The following is a 15,180-nucleotide window of genomic DNA, read 5'->3' as shown; positions in this document are numbered from 1 at the left end:
CTATTCGATTTTTTAGATAAACAAACTCCTTCCGTCAGGTCAACTATGAAATACAGTTTTCGCCAACTTGAAGTCTTCCTGGCCGCCGCCCATTTCCAGAATATTACCCGGGCAGCGGAGTCTCTTTCGATGTCCCAGTCTGCTGCCAGCAGCGCCCTCAAAGAACTCGAAAGCCAGTTTGACATTCAGTTATTTGACCGGGTCGGAAAGCGCTTGCAACTCAACGAACTCGGTCGACTTTACCGGCCCAAAGCTGAGGCACTTCTGGCGCAGGCAACCGAACTGGAACAGGCCTTCAGCAAGCATTCCGAAGTTGGTGCACTGAAAGTCGGCGCAACGCTCACTATCGGCAACTATCTCGCAGTCGGAGTCATGGCTCAGTACATGAACACCCCTACCCGGCCGAAGGTATCTCTTGAAGTCGCCAACACGAGCACCGTTGCCCGACGGGTACAGGATTTCGAGCTGGACATCGGATTAATTGAAGGTGAATTACAGGCCTCGGAACTGGAAGTCATCCCCTGGCGTGAAGATGAGCTGGTAGCCTTCTGCTCCCCCACGCACCCACTGGCCCAAAAGTCATCGTTAACCGATGACGACTTGCGTCAGGCTGTATGGATTATGCGCGAGCAAGGTTCTGGCACCCGCCAGAGCTTTGAGCGAGGCATGCAAGGCATGCTGCCCGACCTGAACGTTCTACTGGAGCTGGAACACACTGAAGCGATCAAACGAGCGGTAGAAGCTGATCTTGGCATTGGCTGCCTGTCCAAAGTGGTTCTGATCGATGCGTTCAAACGTGGAAGCCTGATACCATTAAAAGTACCAGAACACCGGTCCTTCAAACGGCACTTTTACTTTATTTTGCACAAACAAAAGTACCGTAGCGCAGGCATTGCCCGATGGATTGAACTGTGCCGGCAACTTTAATGACGCCGGCTCACCAGGTTACAGCTTGGGAAACAGGGCCACTATGAAAGCGGAATTCCGTATCCGGTTCCTCAATCAGCTTTTGTTCAATCGCCAGAAACTCCGCCACACGCTCATCTGCCGAACCACCATTCGCTTGCTCAGCAAGCCTCAGGTAATCCTGATAGTGCCGGGCCTCAGACTTCAACAACCCATTATAGAATTCGGCCAGATTCTCATCCAGATAAGGAGCCAGTGCAGCAAAACGTTCGCAGGAACGGGCCTCAATAATGGCACCTACAATCAAAACATCCACCAACCTCCCCGGGTCATCCTTGCGCACAGGTTTCCGCATACCGGCTGCGTAACGTGCTGGCGTCAGGTGGGTATAGGCCACACCCCGCTTGGTCATAATTGCCAACACTTGCTCAAAGTGCCGCAATTCCTCTCTGGCCAACCGGGACATTTTGTTTAACAGTTCCGTGTTATCCACATACCGGTACATCAGGCTCAGTGCCGTCGAGGCCGCCTTTTTTTCGCAATGAGCATGATCAATCAGCAGTAAATCCTGATTAACCAATGCGTTTTCAATCCATTGCTCCGGAGTTGGGCAAGGTAAAAAATTGTATATTTCTTTGAGGACGTCGTTCATATCGCCGAATCTGGTCAGGTTCTAAAAGCCACGAAGTATACCGCAGGTAACACGCACCTCCGACCTCTGTCCAACTTAACTTTATAAGGGCTTTCCTATAGAATACAGCGCCGGATCAAGGTGTCTCTGAATAAAACCTGAACGCTTCATCAGCGAATTTAGGCGTTATTCAGAGGCTCCTGCGGCCTTTTCGCCAAAAAACTCCCGCCAGGCAACGTGCCAACGGCGAGGAACATTCCAACTGATGAGGGTCTATATCGTGTTAGAAGCCTATCGTGAACACGTTGCTGAACGTGCAGCTCTGGGTATCCCCCCTAAAGCTCTGACGGCTGACCAGACCGCCGGTCTGATCGAACTGCTGAAAAACCCACCTGCCGGTGAAGAAGCCACTCTGGTTGACTTGCTGGAAAACCGTGTACCACCAGGAGTAGACGAAGCCGCTTATGTTAAAGCTGCGTTCCTGACTGCCATTGTTAAAGGTGAAGCCTCTTCCCCGCTGATCGACAGCAAGAAAGCCATACAGCTGTTGGGCATGATGCAAGGCGGCTATAACATCGCTACCCTGGTTGATCTGCTGGACAACCCGGAACTGGCCGAACTGGCCGGTGAAGAACTAAAACACACTCTGCTGATGTTTGACGCGTTCAACGACGTTAAAGAAAAGATGGACGCCGGCAACGCTGTCGCCAAGTCTGTTGTTGAGTCCTGGGCTAATGCCGAGTGGTTCACCAAGAAAGACAAAGTTCCTGAAAGCACCAAAATGGTTGTTTTCAAGGTCACTGGCGAAACCAACACTGACGACCTGTCCCCGGCACCAGATGCATGGTCCCGTCCGGATATTCCACTTCACGCCCGCGCCGCCTATAAAATGGAACGCGATGGCCTGAAACCGGAAGAACCCGGTGTAACTGGTCCGATGAGCCAGATCGAAGAAATCAAATCCAAAGGCCTGCCCGTTGCATTTGTAGGTGACGTTGTAGGTACCGGCTCTTCCCGTAAATCTGCCACCAACTCTGTCCTGTGGTTCTTCGGCGACGACATCCCAGGTGTACCGAACAAACGCGCTGGCGGTGTATGTATCGGTAATAAAGTTGCCCCAATCTTCTTCAACACTATGGAAGATGCCGGCGCTCTGGTATTCGAAGCACCTGTAGACAACATGAACATGGGTGACGTGATCGAAATCCGCCCATACGAAGGCAAGATCCTGAACGAAGCCGGCGAAGTGATCTCCGAATTCAAGTTCAAGTCTGACGTTATTCTGGACGAAGTTCAGGCTGGCGGCCGTATTCCTCTGATCATTGGTCGCGGCCTGACAGCCAAAGCGCGTAATGCGCTGGGCATGGGCGCAACGGATCTGTTCCGTCTGCCAGAAGATCCGGAGGCTGGCGACAAAGGCTTCACCCTGGCCCAGAAGATGGTTGGTAAAGCTTGCGGACTGGAAGAAGGCCAGGGCGTTCGTCCGGGCACATACTGCGAGCCGCACATGACCACCGTTGGCTCTCAGGACACCACTGGCCCTATGACCCGTGACGAACTGAAAGATCTGGCATGTCTGGGCTTCCAGGCCGACCTGGTTATGCAGTCATTCTGCCACACTGCGGCTTACCCCAAGCCCGTTGACGTTGAAATGCAGCACACCATGCCGGACTTTATCCGCAACCGTGGCGGTGTATCCCTGCGCCCGGGCGACGGTATCATCCACTCCTGGCTGAACCGCATGCTGCTGCCAGACACTGTTGGTACTGGTGGCGACTCCCACACCCGCTTCCCAATGGGTATCTCATTCCCAGCGGGCTCTGGTCTGGTTGCGTTTGCTGCGGCTACCGGTGTTATGCCACTGGATATGCCCGAGTCTGTTCTGGTTCGTTTCAAAGGCGAAATGCAACCAGGCATTACCCTGCGCGATCTGGTACACGCAATCCCGCTGTACGGCATCAAGCAAGGCATGCTGACCGTTGAGAAGAAAGGCAAAATCAACGAATTCTCTGGTCGTATCCTGGAAATCGAAGGCCTTGAGAACCTGACCGTTGAGCAAGCGTTCGAACTATCTGACGCATCTGCCGAGCGTTCAGCTGCCGGTTGCACCATCAACCTGTCTGAAGACTCTGTAGCCGAGTACCTGCGCTCCAACATCACCATGCTGCGCTGGATGATTGCCGAAGGTTACGGCGACCCACGTACTCTAGAGCGTCGTGCTCAGCAAATGGAAGCCTGGCTTGCTAATCCCAAGTTGATGCGCGCAGACAAAGACGCAGAATACGCCCACGTTGTAGAAATCGATCTGGCCGACATCAAAGAGCCGATCGTTTGCTGCCCGAACGATCCAGACGATGCCAAGTTCCTGTCAGAAGTAGCTGGCGACAAGGTAGACGAAGTCTTTATCGGTTCTTGCATGACCAACATTGGCCACTTCCGCGCGGCCGGTAAACTGCTGGATCAGAACAAGGCTCCGCTGAAGACCCGCCTGTGGATGGCGCCGCCAACCAAGATGGACCAGGCTCAACTGATGGAAGAAGGTTACTTCAACATCTACGGAACCGCCGGTGTTCGTACCGAAATGCCGGGCTGCTCTCTGTGCATGGGTAACCAGGCACGTGTGGCTGCGAAGTCCACCGTGCTGTCTACCTCTACCCGTAACTTCCCGAACCGCTTGGGCGATGGTGCCAACGTGTACCTGACCTCTGCGGAACTGGCGGCGGTTGGAGCAATCCTTGGCAAGCTCCCGACTCCGGAAGAATACATGGAGTACGCGAAGGATCTGGACAGCATGTCTGCTGAGATCTACAAGTATCTCAACTTTGACCAGATGGAAAACTACACCAAGAAGGCAGCTGAAGCGACAGTCGCTTAAGCACTAACCTTCTCGGTTTAGCTCCATGAAACGCCAGCCTTCGGGCTGGCGTTTTTTTGTGGCCGTCAGATAAATCCGTTTGAGCGACTCGGCCCCACTGCGGAAGGCCCCAACCCAACCCCACAAAAAAGGGCCCCCAAAGGAGCCCTTTCATTTCTCAGCGCAATACAATTGTTACTGATTACGGATTACCGGTTGATGTGTTGATACTCGCCGGAGTCCGCTGTAACCAAGCTCACTACGACAATAGCAATGAAGGCTGCAATGAAGCCCGGGATGATCTCGTAAACGCCAGGACCACCCATGAAGCTGCCGCTCCACCCCAGAGAAATCCAGATCATTACTGTGGCTGCGCCCACAACCATTCCGGCAATAGCGCCTGCACCGTTGGTGCGAGACCACATCAATGAAAGCAGGATCAAAGGACCAAACGCAGCACCAAAGCCTGCCCATGCGTTACTGACAAGAGCCAGAACCTGAGAATTCGGATCAGAGGCAATAACCGCTGCAACCAGACCAACAGCCACAACACACGCACGACCTACGTTCACGCACTCACGATCAGTTGCTTCTTTACGCAGGAACAGACGGTAAAAATCTTCCGTCAAAGAAGACGAAGACACCAGAAGCTGACTCGAGATAGTACTCATAACCGCAGCCAGAAGCGCCGCATACAGGAAGCCAGTGATCAGCGGGTGGAACAACAGATCCGACAGGATGATAAAGATAGTCTCCGGGTCTGCGATCTCCATACCGTTACGTACAGCGTAAGCACGACCGAAGATACCCAGAGAAACCGCACCAATCAGGGAGATTGCCATCCAGCCCATACCGATATTCCGTGCTGTCGGTACGTCTTTCAGGGAACGAATCGCCATAAAACGGACAATAATGTGTGGCTGACCAAAGTAACCCAGCCCCCAGGTCACAGCTGACAACCAGCCAATGAAGGTCAGGCCATCTGTCCAGGACAACAGTTTAGGATCAACTTCATTGAGGGTCTGCGCCGCCTGAGCGTAGCCACCACCACCTTCTCCGAAGAGCACAACCGCCGGCATGATAACCAGCGCCAGCATCATAATGCAGCCTTGCACAAAGTCAGTCATGCTCACCGCCAGGAAGCCGCCTACAACGGTATAAGCCAGAACGACACCCAGGGTAATCACAATACCCACTGCGTAGTCACTCAAACCACCGAAATTGAAGATTCCAGCGAAAGCACTTTCAAACAGTTTACCGCCAGCGACTAAGCCTGACGCAGTGTAGACCGCAAAGAAAACAACGATAACAATCGCCGACACAGTGCGCAAAGACAGTGCTTGCGTCGGAAAACGGTTAGCGAGGAAGGAAGGAATGGTAATCGCGTTACCATAATGCACCGTCTGTTCACGCAGGCGAGGTGCGACCAGCACCCAGTTAAAAAACGCACCTACGAACAAACCAATACCGATCCAGGCTGAAGCCAGCCCGGACACATAGAGCGCCCCCGGAAGCCCCAGAAGCAACCATCCACTCATATCAGAAGCACCTGCAGACAGGGCCGCCACTTTGGGACTGAGTGATCGCCCACCTAGCATATAGTCTTCAGACGATGACGTAGACGTTCGCATCGCATAAATGCCAATGGCAATCATGAGCGCGAAGTAAGCAAAGAGACTGATCCAAACACCAATAGCCATAAGGCTCCTCCGGTTTAATGAGTCGGAATTTATCCGCTCGCTGAGCGCAGACCTGACAAAATGTCAGCAAACCACGCTGTTATTATTGTTTACCCGAATTCCATCCTGATTGGAGCGAGGCTCTCCTCGCACTGACACACCCTCAATATAGTTAACCTTCAGCTTTTTGCGACTGAAATCAATAACAAATCAGCAATTCGGTGCTATAAGCGACACAAGGTAGTATTACTACCCACTCCCTGCTTACAAAATCCTACGATTTTTTTACGGAATCCTCCTTTACTGCACATTCGAGGAGAAATCAGGCTACATGTTTGCCAATTTGCAGCCTGGAGGGCGTCGTACCTTTATATTTCCGAAGGGCGTTGGTTAAAGCACTTTGAGATGAGAAGCCAGTTCGGTAACTGATTTCAGAAACTGAAAGCTGGCTTGAAGCCAGCAAACTGGCGGCCTGATCCAGGCGGGTCTGTAGCAGGAACTGATGAGGAGTGATACCTGTGACTTCCCGGAAAACCTCGTGAAACCGACTGACACTCAAACAGGCTTCTCCGGCAAGATCCTTCACCGTAATTTTTCGGTGCAGATTGCTAAGAATATAACGGCGGGCAGCATCAGGGCTGACGGTGTGACGGCTCGTTTTCGTAGTATTTGTGTCGACAATCCGATCGGCCATGCTGTAGAGAATACTTGCAGCCAGATGTCGATGTAATGGTTCATTCTGCGGGGCGCGGTCAAACTCCCCAGCAGCAAACTGAGCCAGCCCTTGCAAACGGTGATCCATCTGAATAGTGCATGGCTTTTCAAACATTCGCGCCATCCGTTCGTAATCACGATGCGCAGGTGAATCAAGAACAGGGCTGAAGGGATCAAGATTAATGACCAGTACATGATTTTGCTGATCACCACAAAAATCGTGCCTGAACTCTGTAGGTACAAGGCAAGCCTTCCAGGTGTCCAGGAACGAACCCACACCGTCCACGCTCAATTCCGCAGCACCGCGAACACCGACGACAACCTGGTGATGTTCATGATGGTGCTGCTCGGAATTAACCGGGAGCTTTACGATCTTTGCATTAAGCATTAGCGGCTTTCCGTCCTGCAAGCGCTCCGATTAAAGCGGCAACACTTTCAGATACCTGTTCGAGCGGCAACGCTGCATTTACGACATGGTATTGAGCCGGAGCCGCCGTAGCTCGCTCAAGGTAGCTATTGCGAATGCGCTGAAAAAACTCCAGGGTTTCTTGCTCAAAACGATCCAGGTCACCACGATTTTTTGCCCGGGCCATACCGATTTCAACCGGCGCATCTAACAGAACCACATGATCAGGCCGCACATCACCCTGTACCAGCGCTTCCAAAGTTGCAATTCGCTCTTTGGCAACACCCCGGCCTCCCCCCTGATAGGCAAAAGTGGCGTCGGTAAAACGGTCACATAGCACCCATTTCCCGGCTGCCAACGCAGGTAAAATTCTCGTGTGCAGATGCTGAGCCCGGGCAGCAAACATCAAAAGCAATTCGGTCATTTCATGCACGGGCTCTTCGCGAGGCGCCAGCAACACTTCACGAATAGTCTCGGCCATAGGCGTTCCGCCCGGCTCCCGAGTCACGATGAAGTCTATACCAAGCGATGTGAGCGTATCCGCAGCAACATTCATCTGTGTAGACTTACCCACACCCTCAGTGCCTTCAAAGGTAATGAAGCGACCTCTGGCAACCATCACTCTTCTCCGCCGTTATCAGTCTGTGCTTCTGGTACAGGATAAGAACGATACCCTTCTTTTCGATTCACCTGGAACGCTCTCACAGCCTTCTGATGCTCAGCCAGGGTTCGTGAAAACTGGTGACTACCGTCACCTCGCGCTACGAAATACAAAGCATCTCCATCATCGGGATGCAACGCTGCATGCACGGAGTCCCTGCCCGGAAGTGCTATAGGTGTTGGCGGCAAGCCATCGATACGATACGTGTTATAAGGGGTGTAGGCACGCAGATCGCGGGTTCGGATCCGGCCATCGTACTGATCGCCCATTCCGTATATAACCGTCGGGTCTGTCTGCAACCGCATCCCTTTCTGCAGGCGCCGCACAAACACTCCAGCCACCTGCCGACGCTCATAAGGCACACCAGTCTCGCGCTCTACGATAGAGGCCATAATCAATACTTCATAGGGCGTTTTATACGGCAAACCTTTGGCACGACCTTCCCACTCCTCATCAAGCACGCTCACCATACGGCTATACGCACGCTTCAGAATATCCAGATCCGTCTCGTTGCTGCTGAACATATAGGTGTCCGGAAAGAACCAACCTTCCGGATGCTGATCGGCGGCCCCTACAGCCTCCATCACCTGCTTATCTGTCCAGTCGGTCGTAATTTTTTTCAGCCGGTCAGACCTGGCCAGTGCCGCCCGCATTTCAGAAAAGGTCCAGCCTTCTATAAATTGCACGGACCATAACTTAACTTTGCCCGCCACCATGATTTCAACCATATTAAGAGGCGTCATACCCGGCGTAAGCTCATAATCACCGGCTTTGATGCGTGTCTGCTCCGGATACAGGCGACCATACAGGCGCAACCAGAGGGCATCAGATATCAAGCCTGCCTGAGCGAGTTCGTATGCCAGGCCATTGAATGAAGTACCAGGCTGGACACTGAACAAAACGGGTTCATCAAGGGCCACCGGATGCTGCAGCGATTTCAATCCCTGCCAAGACCATAACCCAAGACCTGCCACAGCCAGAACCGTCAAGGCAGAAAATAAAACAAATAATTTTCTGAACACACGCATTATTCCGTTGTTGGAGTATAGCCACAGATTGTCGCAAGGCGACCCGTAACAGGCAAATCCTGCCCAGCCAAACTACGAACCGGAACCACACCGAGCACACTATTTGTGAGATAAACCCCCAGACAATCCTCAGCAAGCAAATCCTCCGGTAACACCGGGCCTTCTTTCACCGGCTCCCCCGCAGCCCGAAGGCGCTCCAACACATATCTTCGCATAACCCCTGCTACTGCCACTGAGCCGGCTGCAGGTGTCAGCCAACCATTGGAGGTTTCCACGAAAAGGTTAGTCCGTGTACCTTCCACAATATGCCCGGATGCATTCGCCATCAGCACCTCAAACACATCACCCTGCAGTTCAAGAGCAGCCATGACCTGCTCCAGTCTATTCAGAGACTTAATGCCCGCAAGTAAAGGATTTATGGTTAGGGGAACTCGAGAGAAATCGACTTTAACACCACGACAATCCGGTAAAGGTGGTAATGACGAGTATGACACCAGAATATTTGGCTGTACCCCCGGTGCAGGCCGATACCCACGGCCACCGGCACCCCGAGTCAGAGTCAGCTTCAAAACCAGGGAATCTTCGGCATGGGACTCAGCATAACGCTGAAGGGCTTGGTGAAATACAGCTGTCAACTCTGCCCGGGTAATTGAAATCCCCAGGCGTGCTGCGTCTTGAGTCATCCGGTCCAGGTGGTAAGCCTGCATCGGAGCATGACCATTATCCACCCGAATGGTCTCAAACAGACCGTCACCATAAGCAAGGCCCCGATCACCGGGCGGAATCCCGCCGTCTTCCGCCCAATAAAGCTTTACCACAGCAGGTTCAGCCCTCGTATCGGCTTACGATCAGCGTACCATTGGTACCGCCAAAACCGAACGAGTTAGACAGAGCCACCCGAACATCAGCTTTTCGACTCTTGTGAGGCACAAAGTCCAGATCACAACCTTCATCGGGATTATCCAGGTTGATCGTAGGCGGCAGAATACCGTCCCGAACGGCCAATACAGAGAAAATGGTTTCCACTGCTCCCGCAGCCCCCAACAGGTGACCGGTCATGGATTTAGTACTGCTCATTGCTAAGGTTTCAGCGTGTTTACCAAACACAGATTTAGTCGCCGCCACTTCAGCGACATCACCCACCTGGGTCGATGTACCGTGAGCGTTAATATAATCCACTTGCTCCACCGAAAGACCCGCATCACGAATCGCATTGGCCATAGAACGCGCAGCTCCGTTGCCGTCGGCTGGGGGTGACGTAATATGATGCGCGTCATCACTCATACCAAAACCGATCAACTCACCATAAATGGTCGCGCCTCGCTCTTTGGCGTGCTCTAATTCTTCTAACACAACCACTCCAGCACCATCACTCAATACAAAACCGTCACGGCCTTTATCCCAAGGGCGACTGGCTTTTTCCGGATCATCATTGCGTGTGGACAGTGCCCTAGCGGATGAAAAGGCTGCGACAGCAGAGCGTGTTGTTGCCATTTCAGAACCACCCGCCAGCATCACATCGGCGTCACCATAGGCGATAGTTCTGGCCGCGTAACCAATATTATGAGTACCGGTGGTACATGCTGTTACGATAGCAATATTGGGGCCCTTGTAGCCAAAACGAATGGCGGCATTGCCAGAAATCATGTTAATCACAGACGCCGGAACAAAAAACGGAGAGACTTTTCGGGGGCCGGCCTTATCCATCTGGATAATATTCCTCTCCATATACTCCAAGCCACCTATCCCGGAGCCAATGGCAATTCCAACCCGCTCACGATCAAGCTTTTCGTATTGTTCCAACCCGCTGTCATCGACCGCCTGCTGAGCCGCGATCAAGCCGTAATGGATAAAAGCATCCAGTTTCCGGGCCTCTTTGCCGGACAACCAAGGTTCGATATCGAGATTTTTGACGGCGCCACCAATACGAGTGCTGTAAGCAGTCGTGTCAAAGCGATCAATCGGTCCAATACCACTGCGCCCGGCACAGACTGAAGCCCACGAAGATGCAACATCATTTCCCACCGGAGAAAGCATGCCCATGCCGGTGATAACAACCCGTCGTTTACTCATAACATCACCCACCTGATCGATCCGAATAAATTTGCACCAACTTTGCTATCATTCAGCCAATAAAAAAGCCGTCCTTCAATGTTCAAAAAGGACGGCTTTCGCCTGGCTATCTGATCAGCAGAGTATCAGGTGTGCGCAACGATATAATCGATTGCGTTCTGAACAGTGCCCAGCTTTTCGGCTTCTTCATCAGGAATTTCAGTTTCAAATTCCTCTTCAAGGGCCATAACCAGCTCAACAGTGTCCAGTGAGTCAGCGCCAAGATCCTCAACAAAAGAAGATGTGTTTTGAACTTCGGACTCTTTAACGCCCAACTGTTCGCATACAATCTTCTTAACGCGCTCTTCAACTGTACTCATAATGTCCTCACTTTAAGTGTCAACCAAGCAACTCAATAATTGCCAGTTTAGTTTAAACCCTACCTGCAAACAAGCAGGGAATCAGTCAAACATGTTGTGCGACAAGGGGTTGCATTACAGCCCAGCAGTGGGCTCACCCCATGTACATGCCGCCGTTCACATGAATGGTTTCTCCAGTAACGTAAGCCGCGCCCTCGGATGCAAGGAAGGCCACAACAGAGGCAACCTCACCTGGCTTACCCAAGCGCCCTGCCGGGATTATTTCCAGCATAGCGTCACGCTGCTTTTCGTCCAGTTTTTTAGTCATGTCAGTATCAATAAAACCGGGCGCAACACAATTGGCCGTAATCCCCCGGTTCGACATTTCTTTAGCCAGGCTACGCGTAAAACCTTCTACGCCCGCCTTAGCTGCACAATAGTTGCCTTGCCCGGGGTTTCCCATGCTGGCAACCACTGAACTCACATTAATAATTCTACCCCAACGCGCCTTGGCCATGCCTCGCAGCAAAGCCTTGCTTGTGCGATAAACGCTAGACAGGTTAGTTTCCAAAACATCTGTCCAATCTTCATCTTTAAGGCGCATCAGCAAATTATCACGAGTGATACCCGCGTTATTGACCAGAATCAGTGGAGCACCGGATTTTTCAGCAATCTGCTTCAATCCGGCATCAATGCTTTCCGGCTCGGCCACATTCATAACTATGCCGTAGCCATTATAACCAGCAGCTTTCAGGCCCTCGGAAATGGATTCTGCACCCTCTGGACTGGTTGCGGTACCGACGACTTCGGCGCCCAACCGGGCTAATTCATGAGCGATAGCCTTGCCAATACCACGGGTTGCCCCGGTTACCAGCGCTACTTTGCCTTGCAAAGACATATACAACTCCGTTTATCAGGACTGGCCAAACGCTTCAACTGCGCCAGCCAGAGAATCGGGACCGTCAATACTGTGAACCGACAAGCCGCGATCAATGCGCTTGATCAGCCCGGCTAACACTTTGCCTGCCCCACACTCAACCGCTACGCCAACGCCTTCTCCAGTCAGTGTACGAATAGAATCAGTCCACAGCACGGGAGAATACAATTGCTTCAGCAAGTTTGCCTTGAGCGTTTTCGCATCTTTCGAAACGGCCGCATCGACATTCTGAACGACGGGTATGACCGCATCGTTAAAACGAACATCTTCCAATGCTTCTGCCAATTGCTCTGCGGCCCCTTTCATTAAAGCACAATGGGAGGGGACACTGACCGGCAACGGCATTGCCTTACGAGCCCCTCGAGCCTTACAGGCTTCGATAGCTCGCTCGACTGCCGCCAGGGAACCCGCAATCACTACCTGCCCCGGAGCATTGAAGTTCACTGCCGACACAACTTCGCCCTGCGCAGCCTCATCACAAGCAGCAACTACGTCGGCATCATCCAGGCCCAGAATGGCCGCCATTTTGCCTTCACCAGCAGGCACCGCACCCTGCATGAGTTCGCCACGAAGCTGGACCAGTTTCACAGCTTCAATGAAATCCAGACTTTCAGCGGCCACCAAGGCACTGTACTCACCCAGGCTATGCCCGGCTACAAAGTCAGGCTGAGGCCCGCCAGCTACCAACCACTGTCGCCACAAAGCCACACTGGCTGTCAGAAGGGCTGGCTGAGTAACCATTGTCTGATTCAGTTCTTCCACAGGACCGTTCTGGCATAAGTGCCAGAGGTCATAACCAAGAACATTCGAAGCATCACTAAAGGTCTCAGCGATCATCGGCCATGCTTCAGCAGCATCGGATAACATGCCAACCGATTGAGAACCTTGTCCGGGGAAAATAAACGCTGATTTCATAGGGGGAATCTTATCGTCATTGGGGATTGGTGGAGATTAGCCAATAGTACAAGCCAGACCAATTATCCATAATAAAGGGTGCTAATGCGGACCAACTTTAGTCTCAACACGCCATGAACGCCTTATAGCATCAAGTCATCCAGTCGCTCATTAATTCTCCGGGGCACTTCATGCGTCACCTCTCGAACGGCTTGCCTGATGGCGGCAAGAATCGCCCGCTCATTCGCATTGCCATGACTTTTGATAACCACACCCTGAAGCCCTAACAAGCTAGCACCATTATGCCGGGAAGGATCCATAAGCTGCATCAGTCGTCTCATTATAGGTTTTGCGAGAAAACCAACAAAGCGACCATACAGAGAGCGGGCAAATGCCTGCTCCAATAACTCTATGAGCAAGCCTGCAACACCCTCGCCTGTCTTAAGCGCGATATTACCGACAAACCCATCGCAGACTACAACATCGGCCACATTCCCAAAAAGATCGCTACCCTCGACATAACCTATGTAGTTCAGAGTTTCGCATTGCGCGAGCATATGAGAGGCAAGGCGTACCTGTTCGTTACCTTTAATTTCCTCTTCACCCACATTAAGCAGTGCAACACGAGGCTCAGATAACCCACAAATGGCAGACGCCATCAGAGAGCCCATCAAAGCATACTGATACAGGTTTTCAGCACTGGAATCGACGTTAGCGCCGAGATCCAGAACATGGCAATGACCACGAAGGGAAGGAATAAGTTTAGCAATAGCGGGGCGCTCAATACCCGGATACATCCGGATAAGAGACCGTCCAAAAGCCATCAGGGCACCCGTATTTCCAGCGCTGACGCAGCCCTGAGCCTCGCCATCACGAACCAGGCCAAGAGCAATGGCCATTGAGGAATTCTTTTTGTGGCGCAGCGCATGAGAGGGTCGCTCATTCATGCGCACCACATCTGCAGCCTCCACGATGCGGATTCGCGGATGCCCACCACGCAACAAGGCCTCAAGCTCGCTCCGGATACCTACCAGAACAAGACTTAAGGCCTCGTTTTCACGCACTGCTTCCAGCGCAGCATGGACAACCACCTCGGCACCACGATCACCGCTCATGGCATCGATGGCAATGGTGATGGATTTACTCACCTTTCGTCCATACGGCACAGGTCAGAAGATTGTCGCGGCGAGTATTACTCGTCGCGCGCTTCAACGACCTGCTTGCCGCGATAGAAACCATCCGGAGACACGTGGTGGCGACGATGAACTTCGCCGGTTGTTGCGTCGGTAGACAGCGCGGAAGTTGGCAGTGCGTCGTGTGAACGGCGCATGCCACGCTTGGAACGGGTCTTGCGACTCTTCTGTACAGCCATGGTTAAGCTCCTGACCTATTTATGAAAACGTTAGTGCTTAGTCGTCTTGAAACCCGCCAGCACGCTGAACGGATTATCTTCTCTTTTCTTTGCCCCGGGCTCGCTGGGAGCGTTTGACGCCTCCAGTGCCTCAAGGTCTTCTTTCGCCGGGCACTCGTCCCTTTCATGAAGCGGGAACGGAGGCAATACCAGAAGCAATTCATCTTCCACCATTGCCCACAAGTCCGCCGTGAAATCCTCAAAAAGGAACGGCTCCAATGTCTTTGGTAACCGTTGAGCCTGCTCATCATTCATGACCAAACCCAAATCAAAGCCAGACGTCAGCGTAACCTGCATATCATTCATACAACGCTGACATACAAGCGTGACTGGTGCAGACAACTCACCCGACACAACCCTTCGGCGCTCACTATCCTGATAGAAGGAAAGCTTCACGCGACATTCGCTGCCATCCTGCGAACCGCCTACCGCTTCTCCAAAACGAGCGAGACCCTTGAGCGGTATTACCCCCTCAAGTGTCACTTTGTGCTCTGCCAACCGGATAGGGTCAACAGATTTTGGAAGTTCGGCGTTCGGCGCTTTAGACATAGGCGCGCAATTTTAGGGAGGAGACCGCCTGCTGTCAAAGACTTAATCGCTTTTATGGCAAGCCTTCCCGTTTACATAGGGGTATTCTACGATAACAAG

At 52.4% G+C, this 15,180-nt stretch carries 15 protein-coding genes; 2 read left to right on the top strand and 13 right to left on the bottom strand.

Going from position 1 to position 15,180, the window contains the following annotated elements:
* The first annotated feature begins 45 nt into the window (after positions 1–45).
* Entirely contained in the window at positions 46–927 is an 882-nt protein-coding gene (locus ABYA77_RS03555) for a LysR family transcriptional regulator (protein ID WP_372964567.1), read from the top strand.
* A gap of 10 nt (positions 928–937) precedes the next feature.
* Here the strand turns inward: ABYA77_RS03555 and ABYA77_RS03550 are convergent, their stop codons facing one another.
* A complete protein-coding gene (locus tag ABYA77_RS03550; protein WP_372964566.1) occupies positions 938–1,558 on the bottom strand; it encodes a tRNA-(ms[2]io[6]A)-hydroxylase in 621 nt (206 codons plus the stop codon).
* Positions 1,559–1,817: 259 nt separating this feature from the next.
* Here ABYA77_RS03550 and ABYA77_RS03545 point away from each other — a divergent pair, with 259 nt between their 5' ends.
* A complete protein-coding gene (locus ABYA77_RS03545) occupies positions 1,818–4,412 on the top strand; it encodes a bifunctional aconitate hydratase 2/2-methylisocitrate dehydratase (protein ID WP_372964637.1) in 2,595 nt (864 codons plus the stop codon).
* A 188-nt stretch (positions 4,413–4,600) separates the two neighbouring features.
* Here the strand turns inward: ABYA77_RS03545 and putP are convergent, their stop codons facing one another.
* The 12 genes from putP to ABYA77_RS03485 form a co-directional block, all read right to left on the bottom strand.
* On the bottom strand, positions 4,601–6,091 hold the full coding sequence (gene putP, locus ABYA77_RS03540; protein ID WP_372964565.1) for a sodium/proline symporter PutP: 1,491 nt from the start codon (positions 6,089–6,091) through the stop codon (positions 4,601–4,603).
* Between the two features lie 301 nt (positions 6,092–6,392).
* A complete protein-coding gene (locus ABYA77_RS03535) occupies positions 6,393–7,172 on the bottom strand; it encodes an AraC family transcriptional regulator (RefSeq protein WP_372964564.1) in 780 nt (259 codons plus the stop codon).
* Complete coding sequence (tmk, locus tag ABYA77_RS03530; RefSeq protein WP_372964563.1) at positions 7,165–7,809, bottom strand: dTMP kinase; 645 nt, start codon at positions 7,807–7,809, stop codon at positions 7,165–7,167. The genes ABYA77_RS03535 and tmk overlap by 8 nt, the downstream gene beginning before the upstream one ends.
* The gene (gene mltG, locus ABYA77_RS03525) at positions 7,809–8,879 is read right to left on the bottom strand and encodes an endolytic transglycosylase MltG (protein WP_372964562.1); all 1,071 of its coding nucleotides are present in this window, start codon (positions 8,877–8,879) and stop codon (positions 7,809–7,811) included. The genes tmk and mltG overlap by 1 nt, the downstream gene beginning before the upstream one ends.
* On the bottom strand, positions 8,879–9,697 hold the full coding sequence (pabC, locus tag ABYA77_RS03520) for an aminodeoxychorismate lyase (protein ID WP_372964561.1): 819 nt from the start codon (positions 9,695–9,697) through the stop codon (positions 8,879–8,881). Before pabC ends, mltG begins: the two co-directional genes overlap by 1 nt.
* A gap of 7 nt (positions 9,698–9,704) precedes the next feature.
* Positions 9,705–10,952, bottom strand: a complete 1,248-nt coding sequence (gene fabF, locus ABYA77_RS03515) for a beta-ketoacyl-ACP synthase II (protein WP_372964560.1) — start codon at positions 10,950–10,952, stop codon at positions 9,705–9,707.
* Between the two features lie 125 nt (positions 10,953–11,077).
* The gene (gene acpP, locus ABYA77_RS03510; protein WP_114333443.1) at positions 11,078–11,311 is read right to left on the bottom strand and encodes an acyl carrier protein; all 234 of its coding nucleotides are present in this window, start codon (positions 11,309–11,311) and stop codon (positions 11,078–11,080) included.
* Between the two features lie 133 nt (positions 11,312–11,444).
* Entirely contained in the window at positions 11,445–12,188 is a 744-nt protein-coding gene (fabG, locus tag ABYA77_RS03505; RefSeq protein WP_372964559.1) for a 3-oxoacyl-ACP reductase FabG, read from the bottom strand.
* Between the two features lie 15 nt (positions 12,189–12,203).
* Entirely contained in the window at positions 12,204–13,142 is a 939-nt protein-coding gene (gene fabD / locus ABYA77_RS03500; RefSeq protein ID WP_372964558.1) for an ACP S-malonyltransferase, read from the bottom strand.
* A gap of 122 nt (positions 13,143–13,264) precedes the next feature.
* Complete coding sequence (gene plsX / locus ABYA77_RS03495) at positions 13,265–14,269, bottom strand: phosphate acyltransferase PlsX (protein WP_372964557.1); 1,005 nt, start codon at positions 14,267–14,269, stop codon at positions 13,265–13,267.
* Positions 14,270–14,313: 44 nt separating this feature from the next.
* A complete protein-coding gene (gene rpmF, locus ABYA77_RS03490; protein WP_114333439.1) occupies positions 14,314–14,493 on the bottom strand; it encodes a 50S ribosomal protein L32 in 180 nt (59 codons plus the stop codon).
* Positions 14,494–14,523: 30 nt separating this feature from the next.
* A complete protein-coding gene (locus ABYA77_RS03485) occupies positions 14,524–15,081 on the bottom strand; it encodes a YceD family protein (RefSeq protein ID WP_372964556.1) in 558 nt (185 codons plus the stop codon).
* Between the last annotated feature and the right edge of the window lie 99 nt (positions 15,082–15,180).

The organism is Marinobacter sp., assembly GCF_041595835.1.
Taxonomy (GTDB): domain Bacteria; phylum Pseudomonadota; class Gammaproteobacteria; order Pseudomonadales; family Oleiphilaceae; genus Marinobacter.
Note: the sequence above shows the minus strand (reverse complement) of the source record. Positions and strands in the feature narration are given on the sequence as shown.

Coding starts and splice junctions, on each gene's coding strand:
- mltG (WP_372964562.1), bottom strand. CDS start 8,879: ATGCGTGTGTTCAGAAAATTATTTGTTTTATTTTCTGCCTTGACGGTT.
- fabG (WP_372964559.1), bottom strand. CDS start 12,188: ATGTCTTTGCAAGGCAAAGTAGCGCTGGTAACCGGGGCAACCCGTGGT.
- rpmF (WP_114333439.1), bottom strand. CDS start 14,493: ATGGCTGTACAGAAGAGTCGCAAGACCCGTTCCAAGCGTGGCATGCGC.
- fabD (WP_372964558.1), bottom strand. CDS start 13,142: ATGAAATCAGCGTTTATTTTCCCCGGACAAGGTTCTCAATCGGTTGGC.
- putP (WP_372964565.1), bottom strand. CDS start 6,091: ATGGCTATTGGTGTTTGGATCAGTCTCTTTGCTTACTTCGCGCTCATG.
- ABYA77_RS03485 (WP_372964556.1), bottom strand. CDS start 15,081: ATGTCTAAAGCGCCGAACGCCGAACTTCCAAAATCTGTTGACCCTATC.
- ABYA77_RS03535 (WP_372964564.1), bottom strand. CDS start 7,172: ATGCTTAATGCAAAGATCGTAAAGCTCCCGGTTAATTCCGAGCAGCAC.
- ABYA77_RS03550 (WP_372964566.1), bottom strand. CDS start 1,558: ATGAACGACGTCCTCAAAGAAATATACAATTTTTTACCTTGCCCAACT.
- acpP (WP_114333443.1), bottom strand. CDS start 11,311: ATGAGTACAGTTGAAGAGCGCGTTAAGAAGATTGTATGCGAACAGTTG.
- ABYA77_RS03555 (WP_372964567.1), top strand. CDS start 46: ATGAAATACAGTTTTCGCCAACTTGAAGTCTTCCTGGCCGCCGCCCAT.
- tmk (WP_372964563.1), bottom strand. CDS start 7,809: ATGGTTGCCAGAGGTCGCTTCATTACCTTTGAAGGCACTGAGGGTGTG.
- fabF (WP_372964560.1), bottom strand. CDS start 10,952: ATGAGTAAACGACGGGTTGTTATCACCGGCATGGGCATGCTTTCTCCG.